Genomic DNA, 19,185 nt, shown 5'->3' with positions numbered 1-19,185 from the left:
CTCACTGCCCTTCCTCCAGTCCATCGAAGTGGCCACTGTCCTGCTCGGCGAAGTAAGGTTGGGCCTTTTTCGACGTGGCCGGGTCTTGGAGCCAGGCGTTGTAGGCGCGTTGTTGACCCTTGGACGCGTCTGGCACGAGCTTTCCGTTCTCATCGAGGAATGGTTTGCCGTCGCTGTACAGGGCGGCGTACTTCTTCGGGTCGCCGACCGTCGAGTCGTCGGTATAGGCCATCGCGGCGCTGCTCTGCCACCGACCCTGCCACGTTTCTACCTTCGGAATGAACGTCTTCCCACTGTTGCCGGCCGGCACGATGTCATGGGTGAAGAAGTTCGCGGTCTGGGTCAGCACTGCCTTTGTAAGCGGCACCGCTACCGCCGACGGGTCGAACACGATGTTCACCGCGTTGAGTTCGGCGCTGTTGAGCCAAGTGCTGACACTGGTCTGCCACTGCTTGCCGTTGGCGGACTTGTCCGCGCCCATCTGCTGGTAGACCGTCACTGCCTGCTGGTTGAAAAAGCCTTGGAGCAGCGTTGACGCGTGCACAATCTCGGGGTTGTGATGATCGCTGTTGGCAAGCTCGTCGCTCCGTGTATTTGCGAGGGCCATCAGATACGCCGCAGAGTGCGGGTCCCGCATGGACTCGTCGATGAACCCCTTCCACTCGTCCGCCGAGACCGAGACATGGCCGGGGCCGTAGTCGTCGACGGGGGCGGGGTCGGTGACGGAGGGGACCATGTCGTTCCAGTAGAGGTCGATGTCCTGCGCGAAGACCTGCTGTATGGGTCCGTACGTATGCGAGTTCGGATGGTTGCCGAAGTACTTGACCAATGTAGTGGCGTTGGCGGCGGCCATGTTGGGGTCGGAGCCGGCGCTGCCCTGGGTCCCGGAGGCGATGACGGTTGCGAAGGATGCGACCTGGTTGGACGGGATGCCGCCACGGCTGGTCTCGGACGTGGTGATCGACTTGCCGAGCAGATCCGGGTGGTCGTGGAGGAACTCGGTCGAAGCGGCGGGGTCATGCCCCAAGCCCTTCCATACGTTGTCGGCGTACGGGAAGTTGCCGACCGCACGGGACTGGTCGGCCAGATCGAGCAGCACGTTCTTCGGGAAGGGCGCGTCCGGCACGAGCGGGGAAAGCAGCGCGATGTCCTCGTGGCCGGCCGGGTCCTTGAAGGTGGCGCCGCCGCGCATGGCGGTGGCGACGGTGTTGGCCAGCGCCGACCGCGGCTGGTCGGGATCGTCCGGGTTGACGTAGGACGTTTCCTGTTCGAGCTCGAACAGCTTCGTCTCGCCGAGCGCGTTGACCGCCGCCAAGCTGTAGTCCGGGTCGAACTGGTTCTCTTGGAGCTTCGCGTAGTAGTCCTTGGCCGACATCTTGCCGTCCTTGTACTTCTTCGCGTCGGCCTGGGCTGCCTTCTTCGCCGCGGCTTGTGTCGGGTAATTGCCGAGCGACGCGGCGCCGTTGGGCACCATGCCCGATACGCCGAAGTCCTTCTCCTCCTTCGCCTGGTCGGCGGCCAGGCTGTGCCGTCGCGTCAGCATCGGTATCTGGTCCCGTGCCCAGGCGAAGTGGGCGTCCAGTTTGCCGAGTTCGGTGGTCAGGAGTCCGATGCTGTTCGCTTTCGACCGCCAGTCGTTGACGGCCGCCTGCGCGGACCTGCTGCCGTCGACGGTCGCGTGCGACTTGATCGAGCCGATCAACTCCCACAGATGCTGCGGATCTATGCCGCTGAAGTCATCGCCGTCACCCTGCGGTTTTCCCATGCGTCCCCCCCCGGGCCGTATGTGTCACGTGCCGTCACGCGTCGGAGCTGTGTGACGGGTGGGGCCCAGTGTGCCAAGGGCTGACGGAAAGTGTCCACCTGTCTTCGGGAAGTGATCATTGGGGGATCTCCGAGCGAGGGGAACGGGCTTCTCTCCGCCCGGCGGCACCGCTAGTGTCGACTCCTGCTCGATCCGCACGTCGGCCCTGAACCGGACGCCGACCGCGCGTCTTGCTTCCCGATCTCACTACTCGACGTTTCTGCCGGCGATGGAGCCGACGCGGAGGCGGGCGCGGACTTCGATTCCGCCCCGCCCGCGTCACCATGGACGACTCCTGGTGGTGGGAGGGCGGTGCCCGCGAACGGGCGCCGCCCCCCCGGACCGCCCCACCGCGCAGCGGAAGGTTCGCCGTGACACCACGGCACTGGTTCCGTCGTATCGCACCCGAATCCCGACCCACCACAGGGGAGTTGGGGCGTGCCGCGCCCGGACTCCGCCGTACCGCGCGGAGGTCCCGCACCCCCGTGGCGGCTCGGCCGGGAGCGGCTTCCTACCGTTCCGCCCTGCGGACCCCCGGCGCGTCGGCCTTCTTCCTGGCCGCCGCCCCCGCCCGGGTCGGCGTGGCCATGGCCGGCCTCGGCATCGTCTGGCTGATCCACGGCGAGACCGGGTCGTTCGGGGTGGCCGGCCTGGTCACCGGCGCGTACGCCGTGGCGGAGACCCTGGTGGGCCCGCAGACGGCCCGCCTCATGGACCGGCTCGGGCAGCCGCGCGTCCTCGTCCCCCTCCTGTGCGCGCACGCCGTCGCGCTCGCCGCCCTCGTCACGCTGGCCTTGGTGGGGGCGCCCACGGCGTCGCTGATGGCGGCCGGCCTCGCCGCCGGCGCGACCATCCCGCAGGTCGGCGCGCTCTCGGCGGCCCGCTGGTCGGTGCTGCTGCACGGCAGGCCAGAACTCCCCGCGGCCTTCGCGCTCGAAACGATCAGCAGCGATGCCGCGTTCCTCCTCGGCCCCGCCCTCGCGGTGCTGTCGGCGACCCGGCTGCACCCGGCCGCGGGCACGGTACTGGCGGGGGCGCTCGTCGTCGGCGGCGGGCTGGCGTTCGCGGCGCAGCGCCGTACGACCCCGGCACCGGCCGGCCCGCCGGGAGGCCCATCCGCAGGCCCGCCCGCCCCGGCCCGTACACCCACCACGGCGCGCCCGAGGACGCTGTGGACCCGGAACTTCGCCACCCTGCTGGCGGTCAACCTCGCCCTGGGCGTCTTCTTCGGCTCGACGCAGGTCTCGGTGAGCGCCTTCGCCGACGCCCACCACGCGGCCTCCTCGGCCGGGCTCCTGTACGGACTGATGAGCGCGGCAAGCCTGTTGGCCGGGCTCGCCTACGGGCGGCACCGCCCGCACACCCCGCCCGCGGCCCAACTGCCCCTGATCCTCAGCTTTCTGGCCGGTGCGTCGCTGCTGCCGCTGCTGGCCGACACCCCCTTGTGGTTGGGCTGCGCGCTCCTGCTGCCCGGCGTGGGCGTCGCGCCGTGCATCATCGTCTGCTCGACGCTCGTCGAGTCGGTCGTGGACCGGTCGGTCCTGACCCAGTCCTTCACCTGGACGAACTCCGCGTGCGCGGCGGGCATCGCCGTCTCCGCCGCCGCGGTCGGCCGACTCGTCGACGGCCCGGCCGGCGCCCGCGCCGGCTTCAGTGTCCCCCTCCTCGCCCTGACCGCGACAGCAGCCCTGACCTGGTCCGCCCGCCGCACCCTCACCGCCGCCGCTTCAACTTCCGAAGCTGCCAAGGCCGTTACCGCGGTGACCGACCCGACGAAGGCCGCCCCTTGAACACCCCGGTTTCGCAAGGCGTACGCGGAGGGCGGCGCGGTCAGGGAGTTCGGCCGAGGAGAGCGCGGAGGCCGGTGCGTACGGCGTCCCAGTCCGTGCGGGGGGCGTGGGCCAGGGCGCGGGGGAGCCGGCGGGCACGCTCGTGGTGGTCGCGGCGCAACTGCTCGACGTCCAGCCGGACATCGGACGCGGCGCCGAACTCCGCCAGTTCGGCGATGCGTTGGTCCATCGCGGCGAGCAGCGCGCGGTCGAGTTCGGCCACGGCCGCGACGAAGGCACTGGTCGGTACGGTCACCCGGCCGGTCCGCGGGCCGGTGAACTCGATGACGCCCTCGGGGTCGGGTTCATGGCGCCAGGCGACGGTCACGGTGTCGTCGTCGCCGACGACGGTGCGCCAGAGGCGGACGGCCGGGGCGATGCGCAGATAGCCGGTGTAGAGGTAGCCCGCGCCGTGCCAGGTCAACGCGGCGTCGGCTTCGGGGGTTTCCACGGTGTCGAGGTGCGGCCATTCCTGTTCGACCTCAGCCGCGATGCCCACGAGGTCGGGCGGCACCGGCTCCATCGCCCCCGACACGAGCGCGAGCAGGTCCTCCCACAGGCGGACGACGTAGTACTCCACGTACGGGTGCGGTGCGCCGCGGCCGTCGCGCTCGCCCTCGCCGCGCAGTTCCCGAACGGTCCGCTCGGAGTACCGCAGCAGTTCGTGGCCGCCGGCATCGATGCCGTACCACCCGTCGGTCAGCCCGAACCAGTGCAGTTCGCGCCCGGCGCCCCACGGCTCGACCTCTGCCAACGGGGTCAACCCGAACCGGAAACGGATCACGGGGTCTACGGGCCCGGCGGCGTCAACGGGGGCAACGGGGTCAACAGGGCCAACGGGGTTCACCCGTCCAGTATCCCCGCGGGCAACGCCGTCCCCCCCGTGGGCCCGATCCCGTGCGCCCGGCCGCCGTTCAGGCGGCGTCCTCGGGGTACCAGCGCAGCTCGATCGTGTTGCCGTCGGGGTCGAGGACGTAGAGGGACTGGGCGTCTCCTCGCGCGCCGAACCGCGTCCCCGGGCCGTCCACGACGGTGAACACGCCCGATTCCACGACCTCGTGCCAGTCCAGGGGCTCGACGACCAGGCAGAGGTGATCCACGTTGGACTCGCCCCGGGGGTGCGCCACCAGGTCGATGATGGTGGTCGGGCTCACCCGGACCGAAGGGAACGGGGCTTTGCCCGCACGCCATTCGTCCACGCGTACCGGCTCCAGGCCCAGCGGCCCGCAGTAGAACGCGAGGGCACGGTCGGCGTCCTCGACATTGAGCACCAGATGGTCAAAAGCGATGACGCGCATGGGAGTCTCCCTGGTCGGGGTGAGCGGGTTGTGCACGGTCCGGCCGATCCAGCACTCGGCCGATCCCGTACCGGAGCCGGTCCCGAAGCGGACCGATCCACCACCAGGAAAGTACCCGTCCGGCGATCACGGCCGCGATCGGTCGTCGGTCCTGGTCCGGAGGCCCCGGCCTACCGCTGTCGGTCCTGGTCCCGGGGTCCTTGCCCACCGCGGCCGGTCCTAGGCTCCAAGGCCGAAATCCCCCTGGTCCGACTCCCGTTCGTCCGACGGGTCAGCCGGGTCCGTCGCCGGCGGCCGCGAGGAGCGGCACCACCAGATCGCTGATGGGCGTCGGGATGCCGTGGGCCCGGCCGCGTCGCCGTACGACACCGTTGCGGATGTCCCATTCGAGCGGCCGGCCCGCCGCGCGGTCGGCGAGGATGGAGGTGCTCATGTCGGCCGGGTAGGCCCGGAATCCGTCGACGATCTCCTGCGGCACCTCGTCGCCCAGGACCGCGCCCTCGGCCCGGGCGACCGCGAGGCACTCCCGCAGGTAGTCCAGGGACAGCCGGGCGATGTCGTCGCGGGCGAACATGCCGCACCGGCGGCCGGTGAGGACCATCAACCCGGCGGCCGCGTTCTGCAGCAGCTTCCGCCACGCCACGGACGTGAAGTCCTCCGCCGCGTCGACCGAGCACCGGGTGCCGCGCAGCGCGTCGAGCACCACGCGGCCGGCAGGCGTGTCCGGCACGGTCAGGCGGGCCTCGCCGCGCAGCCACACCGAACCGCCGGGCTGCACCTGGGCCGGGAACCACACGACCGAGGGCAGCACGGGGCAGCCGGGGACGTGGGGCGCGACAGCCGCTTCCTGCTCGACGCCGTTCTGCAGGACGCAGACCACGGTGTCCGTGTCGCACAGCGCCGCCAACCACGGTGCCGCCGCGTCGACTTGCGTCGATTTGACGGCGAGGAAGACAAGGTCGACCGCCTCCTCGGTCTGCGCCGGATCGGTCCGCACCGGCCCCGGCACGACGATGAGACCGTCGGCGCCCTGGGGTTCCACGCGCGGTTCCACGCGCGGTTCCGGGCCCGGTCCCACGCGCAGTTCCAGGCGCTCGCGAGCCGTGCGGCCGCAGAGCATCGGGGTGCGGCCGGCCTCATGGAGCGCCGCCGCGACGGTGGTGCCGATCGCCCCCGGACCCACCACTGCGACGGTCGGGGGCAAGGGAGTTGTCCTCTTCGCCGAGGAGTCGATATGAGCCATGGCCGCCAGGTTACTCTGTTACGCATGGACGACGGAACAGGTAATCGTGTTTCGCGACGTGGCGACGACCCGCTCACGCGCTGGCTCGGGATCGTGCAGGCCCGCAGCGGTGATCTCGCCGCGAGCGAGGCGAAGGTGGTGAAGCTCCTGCTCTCCGATCCGCTGTTCGTCGGCACGAGCACCACCGCTCAAGTCGCCGCCCGTGCAGGCGTATCCGCCCCGAGCGTGGTCCGCGCCGCGCGAGCGATCGGGTTCGACGGCTTCACCGAACTCAAGCTGGAGATCGCCCGGGCCCGCGGCACCACCGAGTTCTTCGCGCCCTCCGAAGCGCTCACCGAGAACGCCTCGACAGCCGCGGTGCTCGAGACGTCCATACGAACCGGCCATGACGCGCTGACCGCGCTCGGCGGCGCCCTGGACCTCGCGGCTCTCGACGAAGCGGTCAGCGCGGTGCAAGGAGCGGGCCAGGTGGTCGTCGTCGGCGCGGGTACGTCCGCCCCGGTCGCCGCGGACGCCGTGTTCCGCCTCCGCGCACTCGGCGCGAGGGCTGTCGCCATCCCGGACCACGAGTCGGCGATGATCGCGATGCGGCTCCTCGGTCCCGACGACGTGGTCATCGCCGTCAGTTCGACCGGGCGCACCTCATCGACCCTCAGCGTCGCCGATGCCGCCTCCTCCGCCGGCGCGACGCTGATCGCGATCACCAACCAGTACGACACGCCGCTCGCGGTCCTCGCCGACATCGCCCTCGTCGTCGGCGGCGCGCCGCTGCCGACGCAGATGGCCGCCGCGGGAAGCAGGCTCGCCGACCTTGTGGTCGTCGACGCGCTGGTGGCCGCCCTCGCCATCCGGGACCCGGAGCACAGCCGCCGAGCCGAGCGCGCCGGCATCGACCTCCCCGACATCACCTGATGCCGGGCGGCACGATCGCCATCGTCCTGGTCGCCGCGGTCGCGCACGCGATCTGGAACACGGCGTCGAAGTACAAACGGGGCGACACCGTCCTGTTCGTCTGGGCCTACACCTGCGCGGCGGCACTGGTGTGCGTCCCGCTCGGCGTCGTTCCCGTGATCACCGGTACGCAGCCGGTCAGTTGGCAGCTTGTGGTCGGTTCGACCGTCTCAGCCGTGATGCACGTGGTGTACTCCCTGACCCTGCAGACCGGTTACGACCGCTTCGAACTCGGCGTGGTCTACCCCGTCGCGCGCGGGACCGGGCCTGTCGTGACGATGCTGTCCGCGATCCTGCTCCTCGGCGAACGGCTCAGCGCGATCGCGGCCCTCGGCGCCGTCGTTGTCGTCGTCGGCATAGTCGTCGTCGCCGGCAACCCGTTCCGTGGCGGTGGACGCCAGGCGCTTCACGGCGTGCTCTGGGGCGCCGCGACCGGTGCCACGATCGCCGCCTACACCCTCTGGGACAGCCACTCGGTCACTTCCCTGCACCTGGCCCCGGTGACCTACCTCGCTGGCACGTTCCTGCTCCAGGGCCTGATCCTGGCGCCACGCGCGCTCCGCCGGCGCGACCAGATCCCGACCGCCCTCCGGGTCGACGCGGCGCCGATCGTCACCATCGCGGTCTTCTCCCCGCTCGCCTACGTCCTCGTCCTCACCGCCATGCGGACCGCACCCGTCGCACTCGTCGCGCCCCTGCGCGAGTCCTCCATCGTCATCGGATCTCTCCTCGCCTGGCGGCTCTTCCACGAAGCCCACCTCGCGCGCCGCGTCATAGGCGCCGCGATCGTCCTCGCCGGCATCGCGGCGATCAGCCTCTGAACCGACCGGCCTTTCGGAGCCCTACGATGGGAGAGGTGAACCACCCCGTCGTCGGCCCCGAGCGTCCGCGAGAGCTGCCGGCCAGTCAACCGGCTGAGATCCCGGGTCTCTTCGCTTCCGACGCGAGCCGGTGATGAGTCACGGGGAGCCGGTGTTCCTGTACGACGCGGGGAGCCGGCGGAGACTCCCGCTCCCACCCCCGGCTGAGGGGCCGGTCCTGCTGTCGCGGACGCCCGCCCCACCCTCGCCGACCATAGGTGACACACGTGCCGCCTTGACGGCCGAGACATTGCGCCGCCTGCTGGTCTGGAAAGGGTACGCAACCGGCCGGGGGCTGCCGCCTCGGGGCGATGGCTGCCCTGCGTCCGCAGCCGGGCGCGTGTGCGTCCACATAGGCGCATCGCCGCGCGCCGACGTGCCGGGAACGCTCTGCCACATGGTGGTCGACGTGGTCTGGATCAGCAGGTTCAGCATGTATCTGCCCGCGGACTGGCACCGCGAGCGGCGTCTGCCGACCCTCGACGAGCTCGCGGACCTCGGCGTGTCGATACCCGACGTCGCACTGGGCCTCCTCCTTTCCGGGCACTACCGCCATCCACGGAAGGTCAACCGCACGGATCTGCGCCGCGGCATCGCCTTCTGGGACGCACCGACCGTCCGCCGTCGGTGGGCGCGTCTCACGGAGCGTCTCGAACCACTACCGGAGGTTCGGTCCCATGCCGATGCCGTGGCGCTGCTGTCCCCGGACGGCAGACGCGTTCTCGCAGGGTTCGACGCGGCGATGAGCGGCGACCTGAACACCCCTCGTGCGCTGGCACTGCTGTACCGGGCCCAGCGGGACCGCGAGGGGCTCCCCGACTCCGACCGGGCGGTGCTCGCCGCGACCGCCCGCACGCTGTTTCCGGTGACGATGGCAGCGCCCCGAGGTGACGCCGGCGCGGCGCCGAACGGCCCTGGGGAACAGCGGACTTGACCTTCGACGAGTCGCCGTGGCCAAGGGGCCCAAGACGGGAGGCACGCGCGCGGCAGCTCAGCGCAGGACCAGGTCCGGGTGGGCCGGGTCGGTGTTCCTGACCACCGCGTCAGCCCGTTCGAGGGGGCGCACCTGCACGCGTCAGCCGGCGCGGGTCCGCGTGGCGCGGCCGCGCGTGCGTCTCGTACGGCTCCCGGGAGCAGCGGACCGCGAGGGGCACGCTGCCGTCCATTCCTCGCTCCTCGTCCGTCGTCCTTCTCCCGCTTCCCACCGCCGCTGACCAGGGCCACCGGGGGCGTTGTCACATTCCGGCGGGCTGTCTCGTCAGAGGGGCGTCAACGCAGAACAGTGCGACAGTACGGCAGAGGCAGGGAACACGATGGATGCTCGGTTGAACGTGATGAACAACCCGGTCGGGGTCAAGGCGCTCGGCCACCTCATCAAGGCGGGGAAGGCGGTGGACGGCTCCGCGATGCCGGCCGCGACGCTGGAGCTGGTGAAGATCCGCGCCAGCCAGATCAACGGCTGCGGGGGTTGCCTCGACATGCACACGAAGGACGCCCTCCACGCGGGGGAGAGCTCCGTACGCCTCAACATGGTCGCCGCCTGGCGGGAGGCCACGGTCTTCACCGATGCCGAGCGCGCCGCGCTGGAGCTGGCGGAGCAGGGCACGCGGATCGCGGACGCGGGCGGCGGTGTCACGGACGAGGCGTGGGCGAACGCCGCGAAGCACTACGACGAGGAGCAACTGGTCGCCCTGGTGACGACCATCGCCGTCATCAACGCCTTCAACCGGCTGAACGTCATCGTGCGGCAGCCGGCCGGTGACTACGTGGCCGGCCAGTTCGACTGACGGCGCTCCTACGACGCCGGCGAACGTCGCGCCCGGCCACGGGGTGGGCGCGGCGGCCGGGGCGGCCGGTCAGTCCTTCCCGACGCTGTAGTCGAGCAGGACGACACGGTCGTCGAGCACTGCAGTGCCGAGCAGGCTCAGCCGCATGTCGGGCAGGTCCGCGAAGACCGGGCCCTCGCCGGCGGTGCCGTGGATCGTCGGGAAGAGCATGATGCGCACCCGGTCCACCAGACCGAGCCGGAAGAGGCTCCGGACGAGCGACGGGCTGCCGATGGTCCGCATCGGCAGCCCGTCCGGCAGGGCCTTCAGCCGGGGCACGGACGTTTCGACCGGCTCATCGACGACCGTGGTGTTCGCCCAGGTCAGTGGCGGGTTGAGGGTTTTCGAGAAGACGATCTTGGGCAGCTCGGCCATGCGCGGGAAGGTCGGGTCGTCGTGCTGCGCGACGATCTCGGCCATCTCGCGGTACGTCGTGGCGCCCATGAGCATCACATGGTCCTCGGCGAGCTGCGCGTCGATCCACTCGTACAGGCCCGGGGCGCCGTAGCCCCAGTACGGCGCGGGCTGCGGCCCGCCCCTGCCGTATCCGTCCACGGTGCTGAACATGTCCACTCGCAACTCACGCACGATTCCTCCTGGCTGACGGACTGGCTGACGGACCGGCCGGCGGACCGGCTTACGGACCCGCCGACGGACTCAGGAACCGACCGGCCGGCTCCTGAGCGTCGGTGGTTCACCCGGGTTGACGATCGGGACGGCGCTAACTCATCGGTCGGCGGGCGGCGGGCCACCGACCGCCGCGCGGCGCACCCCGGCGCGAGGGGCCCGGGAGCGGCGAAATCCCTTACGTAGCAAGGGCGTCGGCGAGAGTTCACCCATTCGTAACGCCCTGTGAGGACAACCCGGGCGGAGGTCGCGCGGTCGTCCTTGTCGGGGGAAATCCACACCGGATCGGCGCAACGCCGGAGCCTCGGCTCCCCTCCACACAAGTAGTCGCGCGTGCCCGCGCCGTGCCGCCGGACCACCGGCGGGCGTCGGGGCCGGGGGAGGAAACGGTCGGTATGGATGCAGGCTCGTATCCGGGCGGCGGGGCAGTGGCGCAACGACCACCGGCATCGGTGGACGGCACCGCGGCGCCGGCCCGGCACGAGGGGGCGCGGGAGGGGGCGGAGCACGCGGAACCGGGCGGTTCGGCGCCTGGGTCCGCGGCGGCCGCGGCCACCCCCGCCCAGTGGCACCGCGGGATGACGCTGATCGGCACGATCAGCCTGTTCATCGGGACCCGCGGCACCTGGACCGAGGCGATGGGCAGGCACCCGTCGCTCGCCGCCCTCATCTCGGTCTGCTACGCCGGGATTCTCGTCGCCGGCGTCGCCGCCTGCGCCGTGCGGACCCGCCGCGCGCTGGCGAGAGTCGACGCGGGCGTCCTCGTGATCGCCCTCGTCCTGGTCGTCTGCCGCTACGCGCTCCACCACGCGGGCGCCGACGAGGGGGTGCTGACCGCCCAGGCCGCCCACGCCATCGCGCACGGCCAACCGATCTACGACCAGCCGTGGCCATGGCTGTTCGAGCACAGCGGCATCGCGCTCACCAAGACCATGAGCGGCGGCGCCGACTACACGTACGGCTACCCGCCGCTGACCGCGCTGCTCACCGCGCCCGTGCACCTGGTGGTGCACAGCACCGCCGCGGCCACGATGGTGAGCACCGGTGCCCTGATGGCGGGCGCCGTCGTGCTGTGGCTGATGCTGCCCGCGCCGTGGCGGTCCGCGGCCACCGCCGTGTGCCTCGGCTTCGACCTGCTGCCGCAGTACGCCCGCGAGGGCTACCCGGCCATGCTCGCCTTCGCCCTGCTGGTCCCGGTCGTGGTCCGCTGGCCGGAGACCGGAGCCGGCGGCCGGCTCGGACGTGCCGGGGTGGTGCGCGCCGTCTGCCTCGGCGCGGCCTGCGCCTCCCAGCAACTCGCCTGGTTCCTCACGCCGTTCCTGCTCGTCGCGCTCTACGCGGTGCGGCGCGGCGAACTCGGCAGGCGCGAGGCGCTGGCGCTGACGGCCCGCTACACGGGCACCGCCCTGGTGTCCTGGGGCATCCTGAACGCGTACTTCGCCGCGCAGGACCCGGTGGGCTGGCTGCACGGCATCATGCTGCCGCTGACGCAGAACGCGATCCTGCACGGGCAGGGCGTCGTGGACATCTCGTACTACTTCACCGACGGCAGCAGCCGGCTGAGCTTCTACTCCTACGCCAGCGTGCTGCTCCTGCTCGGCCTGCTCGCCGCGACCTGCCTGTTCGTGCGGCGGCTCGGGCTCGCGGTCACGGTGCTGCCGTGGGCGTCGTTCTACTTCGCCACCCGCTCGCAGGACGGCTACTTCCTGATGCTCACGCCGCTGTGGCTGGCGACCCTCGCGACCGTTCCCGCCTCGGCGCTGGCCCACGCCTGGCAGCCGCGGCTGCCGGAGCGGCTGCGCGGCCGCCGTGCCAAGGCGGCGGTGGTGGCCGGGCTGCTGGTCCCGTCGGTGCTGTGCGTGGCGGTGGCCGTCGCGAGCCCGCCGCCGCTGTCGATGACCATCACCACGCAGCCGGCCCGCGCGCACCACGGGCTCACCTCCGTGACCGTCCGGGTGACCAACAAGGGGTCCACCACCCTGACCCCGCACTTCGCCTCCCGCAGTGGCCAGGGCTCCTCCGGCTGGTGGGCGATCCGATCCGGCGCCCGCACCCTGCCCCCGGACGCCTCCACCACCTACCGCCTCACGCCCCCCGGCGGCTACCGCGGCTTCCCCCCGCACCAGCACCTCTACCTGACGGTCTTCACCGCCGACCCGATGACCATCACCTCGGGCCTCATCCCTTCGAAGGGAGCCCCGCCCCGCTGAGCGCGGGCGGGCGGATCATGAACACGTCGATCGGGTCCTCGGACTCGACGGTGAAGCCGTGGCGCTCGTAGAGGCGGCGCGCGCCGCTGCCCTGGAGGACGATCAGGCGGGTGGTGACGCCCTCCTCGTCGGCACGGGCGAGGAGCGAGCGCAGTACGGCGGTGCCCAGCCCGCGGCCCTGGTGGCGGTGGGCGAGGTAGAAGTGTTCCAGGACGCGGGAGCCGTCGTCGGCGGGACGGAAGGTGACGGACCCGGCGACGTCGGAGCCCACCGTGATGAGCGAGGTGTGCTTCTGCGAGAAGCCGTCCCGCACCCGCTGCCGCGCCCGGTGGTCGTCGTACCGCCCGAGCCGCTCCAGGTCCGCGCGCATGACCGCGACCTTCAGCTCGGCCACCGTCTCGACGTCGGCCGGCGTCGCGGGGCGCAGCGACCAGCCGGCGGCGGAGTCCGCGGGGCGCGGCGTCTGACCGGCGGCGGAATCCGCGGCGGTCCGGTCGGTGGCCGGCCCGGTCACCGTTCCGGCGGCCGTGCCGTCAGCCGTTCCAGCGGCCGTCCCGTTCCCGCCCGCGCTCCTGGCCACGGCATCGGTGCTCATTCGTTCCCTCCCTGGGTGTCGCCCGCCTCCGCGGCGCCTGCCGCGGCCGGAGGGCCGTCCTCCACGCTGCCGGACTGGGCCGGCACCGGGACGGCGGGGCCGCCGGTGATCACGATACCCTCGCGGGCGAACGCGTGTTTGATTCGCCAGCGCAGCTCGCGGGAGACGTTCGCGGCCTGCCCGGGCATCGTGCGGGCCTGGGCCTGTACCACCACGGAGTCCGTGCCGACCGACTCCAGGCCGAGCACCTTCACCGGCTCCCACAGCCGCTCGTCCCACGGGGACTCCTTGGCCATGTCGTCGGCGGTCGCCGCGATCACCGCGCGCGCCCGCTCCAGGTCCTCGCCCGCGCCGACCTGGACATCGACCACGGCGGTGGCCCAGCCCTGGCTGAGGTTCCCGATCCGCTTCACCTCGCCGTTGCGGACGTACCAGATCTCGCCGCCTTCGCCGCGCAGCTTCGTGACCCGCAGGCCCACCTCCACCACCGTGCCGGACGCCACGCCCGCGTCGATGACGTCGCCGACGCCGTACTGGTCCTCCAGGATCATGAAGACCCCGGAGAGGAAGTCCGTCACCAGGTTGCGGGCGCCGAAGCCGATCGCGACCCCGGCCACACCCGCGCTGGCCAGCAGCGGCGCCAGGTTGATCTTCAGCACGGACAGCACGGTCAGCGCCGCGGTGCCCAGGATCAGGAACGACGCCACGCTGCGCAGCACCGACCCGATCGCCTCGCTGCGCTGCCGGCGCCGCTCCGCGTTGACCAGCAGCCCGCCGAGCGCGGTGTTCGCGGCGACCTCGGCACCCCGGTTCATCCGCTCGATCAGGCGGCTGATCGTCTTGCGTACCACCGAACGGAGTACGACCGCGATCGCGACGATCAGCAGGATGCGCAGTCCCGAGCTGAGCCAGTTCGCCCAGTTGTCGTCGACCCAGCTGCTGGCCTGTGCCGCCGAACGGGGGACGTCCGTGAAAGGCAGCGTGTTCTGGGGCTGCGGCGTCGGGCTGGACACGTACGAGACCTCCGTCGGAGTGCGAAGGCTCCAATCTAACGGCGCGAAAAACATGTGAACGATGTCGTTCCGTTGCACGTTGGAAGGGCGGAAGGGCTCTGATCGGGGGATGTATGGAGGGTGAGGCGGCGTTGCCACACCAGGGGAAGTGAGATGGGAGGAGCAGAAGTGTGGTCCAAAACACCTTCGGTCCGTTACCCGGGCATGGTGGCGCGGTGCACCGCATTCCGGAGAGACTGAGGCCAGATCGTCCCGGCGCGAGCCACGCGCCGCCGGCGCCAAAGGAGGCATCCGTGCCGCATGTCCTGGTCCTGAACGCGTCGTACGAGCCGCTCGGCGTCGTACCGCTTCGCCGCGCACTCATCCTCGTGCTCAACAACAAGGCCGTGTGCCTGGAGGAATCCGGCGCCTACCTGCACAGCGAGACCCAGGCGCTGCCCGCGCCGAGTGTCGTGAAACTCACCAAATTCGTCCGCGTCCCCTTCCGGGGCACCGTGCCGCTGACCCGCCGGGCGCTGTTCGCCCGCGACGGGGGCAAGTGCGCGTACTGCGGGGCCGCCGCCACCAGCGTCGACCACGTCATCCCGCGCAGCCGTGGCGGCCAGCACGCCTGGGACAACGTGGTGGCGGCGTGCAGACGCTGCAACCACGTCAAGGCCGATCGCCATGTCGCCGAGCTGGGATGGCGGCTGCGCCATCAACCGGCCCCACCGTCGGGGCTGGCCTGGCGGATCATCGGGACCGGTCATCGGGACCCGAGGTGGCTGCCATACCTGCAACCCTTCGGCGCGGATGACGCCCTGGCCCGGATCGACGGCATATCAGCCTGAGATCCGGGCTCAGCTATTTTCGAAACGATGTCCCCGACCCCGCGCGTACGCGGGATCGGGGACACCGTCGTGCCTCGTCGGCAGGGAGGCTCCGTTCGCTACCGGGTCGTGCCGACCGCGTAGATCTCCAGGTTCTTGTTGACGTAGCTCTGGTCCGGGTCGGAGACGGGCACGTCGATGGCCACCTTCAGGGACTTGGAGTGGGTCTCGTCGGGCGGCGTGATGATCATGGTGGTGTACGTGTAGCCGCTGCTCTTGTCGCTGCTGCCGTTGAGCGCGTAGTAGAGGGAGAAACCGTTCCCCTGGCCGGGGGCCAGCTTGACGGTGGGCGTGGTGTCGGGGTCGCGGCGGGGGACGTCGACGGACTGGCCCGAGCTCCCCCGCAGGGAGACGCCGGCGAAGCCGTGCATCGTGCAGGAGCGCTGGCCGATGTTCGTGAAGTCGACCAGCTCCAGTCCCTCTCCCGCGGGGCCGCGCGTCGCCGAGATGGCGAGGTCGGCGGTCTTGCACCTGCCGCTGGAGGTCGAGCCGGAACCGGAGTTCGAGGAGCCGGAGCCGCCGCCCGTGCCGCTGGAACCGCCGGAGCTGCTGGAACCGCTGCCGGACGTACCGCTGGAACCGCTGCCGGAGGAGCCGTCCTGGCCGCCCGTGGTGCTGGGCGCTGACGTCGCGTCGGACGCGCCGGGCGCGATGGTCGGCGGCGTGGCGTCGGACGAACCGGGCGCGCTGGACGACGAGGTCGGGCCGGAGGCACTGGAGTCGTCGGGGCCGCAAGCCGTCAGGGACAGTCCGGCGGCCACGGCGACCAGAGCGATGACCGAGAGCCTCTTGCTGCTGCGCATTGCTACTCCGTAGATCGGATGCCGGCCCACGCGGTGCGGACCCTTCTGCGTTCATGGAGTTCCGCGGCACCCGAGCCGGTTGCCCGCAGCCATGACCGCGACAACCCCGTGACACGCGGGCTGCATGATCGCGACAGACGGAACGCGACGGCGGCATCCGCCACGCCTGCACCACGGGTACGCCTGCACCACGGGTACGGCCGCACGCCGTGCGGCGCACGCGGGTCCACCGCCAACAGGTAGGCCGTTGCGGGCGTTTCCGGAAGCCGGGCCGGCCCGTCGCCCGGCCCCGGCAACGTGGCCGGAAGGCCGCCGAGGAGCCGCCCGTGAGTTATCCACAGGGGCTCCGCGGGTGAACGCCCGGACGTGCGAGGATGGTCGTGCCATCGGGGGAGATCCGGTGAGCGGGACCCGGGTGAGCGATATCCGGATCGATCCGTTCGACAAGTTCGGTAGCGAAGGAGAGGGCCGTCGTGGCTGGTACGAACCTCACGCGTGTGGAGGCGCAGGAGCGTGCGCGCCTGCTCACCGTGGACGCGTACGACATCGAGCTGGACCTGCGCGGCGCCCAGGACGGAGGAACCTTCCGCTCGGTCACCACCGTGCGCTTCGCGGCGAGCGAGCCCGGGTCGAGCTTCATCGACCTGGTCGCCCCCGCCGTCCACGAAGTGGTGCTCAACGGCACCTCGCTCGACCCGGCCCAGGTGTTCGCCGACTCCCGGATCGCGCTCGACGCGCTGCCGGCCGGTCCCAGCGAGCTGCGGGTCGTCGCCGACTGCGCGTACACCAACAGCGGTGAGGGTCTGCACCGTTTCGTCGACCCGGTCGACAAGCAGGCCTATCTGTACACGCAGTTCGAGGTGCCGGACGCGCGGCGGGTCTTCGCCAGCTTCGAGCAGCCCGACCTCAAGGCCAGCTTCGCCTTCACCGTCAAGGCGCCCACCGGCTGGACCGTCGTGTCGAACTCTCCGACGCCCGAGCCGCCCGCCGACGGCGTGTGGGTCTTCGAGCCCACCCCCCGCATCTCGTCGTACATCACGGCGCTGATCGTCGGTCCCTACGCGGCGGTGCACAGCACCTGGGAGGGCGAGGGCGGCCGTAGTGTGCCGCTGGGCGTCTACTGCCGCCCGTCGCTCGTCGAGCACCTGGACGCCGAGGAGATCTTCGCCGTCACCCGGCAGGGCTTCGACTGGTTCCACGACAAGTTCGCCCACCCGTACCCGTTCGCCAAGTACGACCAGCTCTTCGTCCCGGAGTTCAACGCCGGCGCGATGGAGAACGCGGCCGCGGTCACCATCCGCGACCAGTACGTCTTCCGCTCCAAGGTCACCGACTCGGCCTACGAACTGCGGGCCGAGACGATCCTGCACGAGCTGGCCCACATGTGGTTCGGCGACCTGGTCACCATGGAGTGGTGGAACGACCTCTGGCTCAACGAGTCGTTCGCCACCTACACCTCCATCGCCTGCCAGGCGCACGCCCCCGGCTCGAAGTGGCCGCACTCCTGGACCACCTTCGCCAACAGCATGAAGACCTGGGCGTACCGCCAGGACCAGCTCCCCTCCACCCACCCGATCATGGCGGAGATCAACGACCTGGAAGACGTCCTGGTCAACTTCGACGGCATCACCTACGCCAAGGGTGCCTCCGTCCTCAAGCAGCTCGTCGCCTACGTCGGCATGGACGAGTTCTTCGCGGGCGTGCAGCAGTACTTCAAGCGCCACGCATGGGGCAACACCCGGCTGCCGGACCTGCTCGGCGCGCTGGAGGAGACCTCCGGCCGCGACCTGAAGTCCTGGTCGAAGGCATGGCTGGAGACCGCCGGCATCAACGTGCTGCGGCCGGAGATCGAGATCGGCGCCGACGGCACCGTCACCTCGTTCGCGGTCCGCCAGGAGGCGCCCGAGCTGCCGATCGGCGCCAAGGGCGTGCCGGTGCTGCGCCCGCACCGCATCGCCATCGGTGCGTACGACCTGAAGGACGGCGCCCTCGTCCGCACCCGCCGGGTCGAGCTGGACGTCGACGGCGCCCTCACCGAGGTGCCCGAGCTGGCCGGCGCCCCCCGCCCCGACGTCTTCCTGCTCAACGACGACGACCTGTCGTACGCCAAGATCCGGCTCGACGAGCAGTCCCTCGCCGTGGTCCGCGACCACCTCGGCGACTTCACCGAGTCGCTGCCGCGCGCTCTGGTCTGGGCCGCCGCGTGGGACATGACGCGGGACGGCGAACTGGCCGCCCGCGACTACCTGGAGCTGGTGCTGCACGGCATCGGCAAGGAGAGCGGCATCGGTGTGGTGCAGACCCTGCACCGCCAGGTAAAGCTGGCCCTCGACTCGTATGTGGCGCCGGAGTGGCGGGAGACCGGTGTGGCCCGCTGGACGCAGGCGTCCCTCGACCACCTGCGGGCCGCCGCCCCCGGCAGCGACCACCAGCTCGCCTGGGCCCGTGCCTTCGCCGCCACCGCCCACACCCCCGAGCAGCTCGACGTCCTCCAGGGCCTGCTCGACGGCAGCGACAGCATCGACGGCCTGGCGGTGGACACCGACCTGCGCTGGGCGCTGCTGACCCGGCTGGCCGCGACCGGCCGGGCCGGCGAGGACGCGATCGACGCCGAGCTGGTCCGCGACCCCACCTCGGCCGGCGAGCAGCACGCCGCCGCGGCCCGGGCCGCCCGCCCCGGCGCGGAGAACAAGGCCGCGGTGTGGGCGTCGGTCGTCGACGAGGACAAGCTGCCCAACGCGGTCCAGGAGGCCGTCATCGGCGGCTTCGTGCAGAGCGACCAGCGCGAGCTGCTCGCCCCTTACGTCGAGCGGTACTTCGCCTCGGTGAAGGGCGTGTGGGACTCGCGCAGCTACGAGATGGCGCAGCAGGTCGTGGTCGGCCTGTACCCGTCCCTCCAGATCTCGCAGTCGACGCTCGACGCGACCGACGCGTGGCTGGCCTCGGCCGAGCCGGTGCCGGCGCTGCGCCGGCTGGTGGTGGAGTCCCGCTCCGGCGTCGAGCGGGCCCTGAAGGCGCAGGCCGCCGACGAGGCCGCGGGCCGGACGGCCGCTTCGTAGCAGCGCCTCGCGCCTGGCGGGCGCATGGTTCGACGACGGTGCCCCGGTCGTTTTCGGCCGGGGCACCGTTGCGTCTGCCGTGGGCTGAGGGAGCGTCATCGGCCGTGCGTGGCGGGCGCGTTCGGATGGTCGTGCGGCGCTCAGGTGAACAACACGCTGCGGCGGGAGTGGCGTAGCGGTAACAGAGGTAAAGGTGTG

Annotated in this window: 16 protein-coding genes; 8 read left to right on the top strand and 8 right to left on the bottom strand. The window is 71.4% G+C overall.

All coding sequences use genetic code 11. The annotated features are described in order from the left end of the window. Position 1 precedes the first annotated feature (1 nt). On the bottom strand, positions 2-1,765 hold the full coding sequence (locus OG370_RS14375) for a hypothetical protein (protein WP_328464243.1): 1,764 nt from the start codon (positions 1,763-1,765) through the stop codon (positions 2-4). Positions 1,766-2,289: 524 nt separating this feature from the next. On the opposite strand from OG370_RS14375, the gene OG370_RS14370 reads away from it, so the two are divergent. Then, positions 2,290-3,594, top strand: coding sequence for an MFS transporter (locus OG370_RS14370; protein WP_328464241.1), 1,305 nt, complete (start codon positions 2,290-2,292; stop codon positions 3,592-3,594). A 40-nt stretch (positions 3,595-3,634) separates the two neighbouring features. On the opposite strand, the gene OG370_RS14365 is transcribed toward OG370_RS14370, so the two are convergent. The 3 genes from OG370_RS14365 to OG370_RS14355 all read right to left on the bottom strand — a co-directional run bounded on the left by OG370_RS14365 (position 3,635) and on the right by OG370_RS14355 (position 6,174). Then, positions 3,635-4,417, bottom strand: a complete 783-nt coding sequence (locus tag OG370_RS14365) for a DUF5984 family protein (RefSeq protein WP_328464239.1) — start codon at positions 4,415-4,417, stop codon at positions 3,635-3,637. Positions 4,418-4,547: 130 nt separating this feature from the next. Beyond that, positions 4,548-4,931, bottom strand: a complete 384-nt coding sequence (locus OG370_RS14360; RefSeq protein WP_328464237.1) for a VOC family protein — start codon at positions 4,929-4,931, stop codon at positions 4,548-4,550. A 271-nt stretch (positions 4,932-5,202) separates the two neighbouring features. Continuing rightward, positions 5,203-6,174 (bottom strand): oxidoreductase, encoded by a 972-nt coding sequence (locus tag OG370_RS14355; protein WP_328464235.1) that lies wholly within the window; start codon positions 6,172-6,174, stop codon positions 5,203-5,205. Between the two features lie 24 nt (positions 6,175-6,198). On the opposite strand from OG370_RS14355, the gene OG370_RS14350 reads away from it, so the two are divergent. The 4 genes from OG370_RS14350 to OG370_RS14335 all read left to right on the top strand — a co-directional run bounded on the left by OG370_RS14350 (position 6,199) and on the right by OG370_RS14335 (position 9,772). After that, entirely contained in the window at positions 6,199-7,086 is an 888-nt protein-coding gene (locus OG370_RS14350) for a MurR/RpiR family transcriptional regulator (RefSeq protein WP_328464233.1), read from the top strand. Continuing rightward, entirely contained in the window at positions 7,086-7,946 is an 861-nt protein-coding gene (locus OG370_RS14345) for a DMT family transporter (RefSeq protein WP_328464231.1), read from the top strand. The genes OG370_RS14350 and OG370_RS14345 overlap by 1 nt, the downstream gene beginning before the upstream one ends. 274 nt (positions 7,947-8,220) lie before the next feature. Continuing rightward, positions 8,221-8,919: a DALR domain-containing protein gene (locus tag OG370_RS14340; RefSeq protein WP_328464229.1), complete on the top strand. Its 699-nt coding sequence runs from the start codon at positions 8,221-8,223 to the stop codon at positions 8,917-8,919. Between the two features lie 379 nt (positions 8,920-9,298). Further along, positions 9,299-9,772, top strand: coding sequence for a carboxymuconolactone decarboxylase family protein (locus OG370_RS14335; RefSeq protein ID WP_328464227.1), 474 nt, complete (start codon positions 9,299-9,301; stop codon positions 9,770-9,772). 69 nt (positions 9,773-9,841) lie between these two features. Here the strand turns inward: OG370_RS14335 and OG370_RS14330 are convergent, their stop codons facing one another. After that, positions 9,842-10,399: a dihydrofolate reductase family protein gene (locus OG370_RS14330; RefSeq protein ID WP_328464225.1), complete on the bottom strand. Its 558-nt coding sequence runs from the start codon at positions 10,397-10,399 to the stop codon at positions 9,842-9,844. A 434-nt stretch (positions 10,400-10,833) separates the two neighbouring features. On the opposite strand from OG370_RS14330, the gene OG370_RS14325 reads away from it, so the two are divergent. After that, positions 10,834-12,648 (top strand): hypothetical protein, encoded by a 1,815-nt coding sequence (locus tag OG370_RS14325; RefSeq protein ID WP_328464223.1) that lies wholly within the window; start codon positions 10,834-10,836, stop codon positions 12,646-12,648. On the opposite strand, the gene OG370_RS14320 is transcribed toward OG370_RS14325, so the two are convergent. Both OG370_RS14320 and OG370_RS14315 read right to left on the bottom strand, forming a co-directional pair. Further along, positions 12,617-13,243, bottom strand: coding sequence for a GNAT family N-acetyltransferase (locus tag OG370_RS14320; RefSeq protein ID WP_328464221.1), 627 nt, complete (start codon positions 13,241-13,243; stop codon positions 12,617-12,619). The genes OG370_RS14325 and OG370_RS14320 overlap by 32 nt on opposite strands. Continuing rightward, complete coding sequence (locus OG370_RS14315; RefSeq protein ID WP_443060866.1) at positions 13,240-14,310, bottom strand: mechanosensitive ion channel family protein; 1,071 nt, start codon at positions 14,308-14,310, stop codon at positions 13,240-13,242. The genes OG370_RS14320 and OG370_RS14315 overlap by 4 nt, the downstream gene beginning before the upstream one ends. A 239-nt stretch (positions 14,311-14,549) precedes the next feature. Between OG370_RS14315 and OG370_RS14310 the strand changes: the two genes are divergently transcribed. Continuing rightward, the gene (locus tag OG370_RS14310) at positions 14,550-15,086 is read left to right on the top strand and encodes an HNH endonuclease (RefSeq protein WP_103889250.1); all 537 of its coding nucleotides are present in this window, start codon (positions 14,550-14,552) and stop codon (positions 15,084-15,086) included. 98 nt (positions 15,087-15,184) lie between these two features. Here OG370_RS14310 and OG370_RS14305 read toward each other — a convergent pair whose 3' ends face one another. Continuing rightward, positions 15,185-15,928, bottom strand: coding sequence for a DUF4232 domain-containing protein (locus OG370_RS14305; RefSeq protein ID WP_328464213.1), 744 nt, complete (start codon positions 15,926-15,928; stop codon positions 15,185-15,187). Positions 15,929-16,401: 473 nt separating this feature from the next. On the opposite strand from OG370_RS14305, the gene pepN reads away from it, so the two are divergent. After that, positions 16,402-18,987, top strand: coding sequence for an aminopeptidase N (pepN, locus tag OG370_RS14300; protein ID WP_328464211.1), 2,586 nt, complete (start codon positions 16,402-16,404; stop codon positions 18,985-18,987). The last annotated feature ends 198 nt before the right edge of the window (positions 18,988-19,185 follow it).

Source organism: Streptomyces sp. NBC_00448, assembly GCF_036014115.1.
In the GTDB taxonomy this organism is placed as follows: domain Bacteria; phylum Actinomycetota; class Actinomycetes; order Streptomycetales; family Streptomycetaceae; genus Actinacidiphila.
This window is presented reverse-complemented; position numbering and strand designations above follow the sequence as displayed.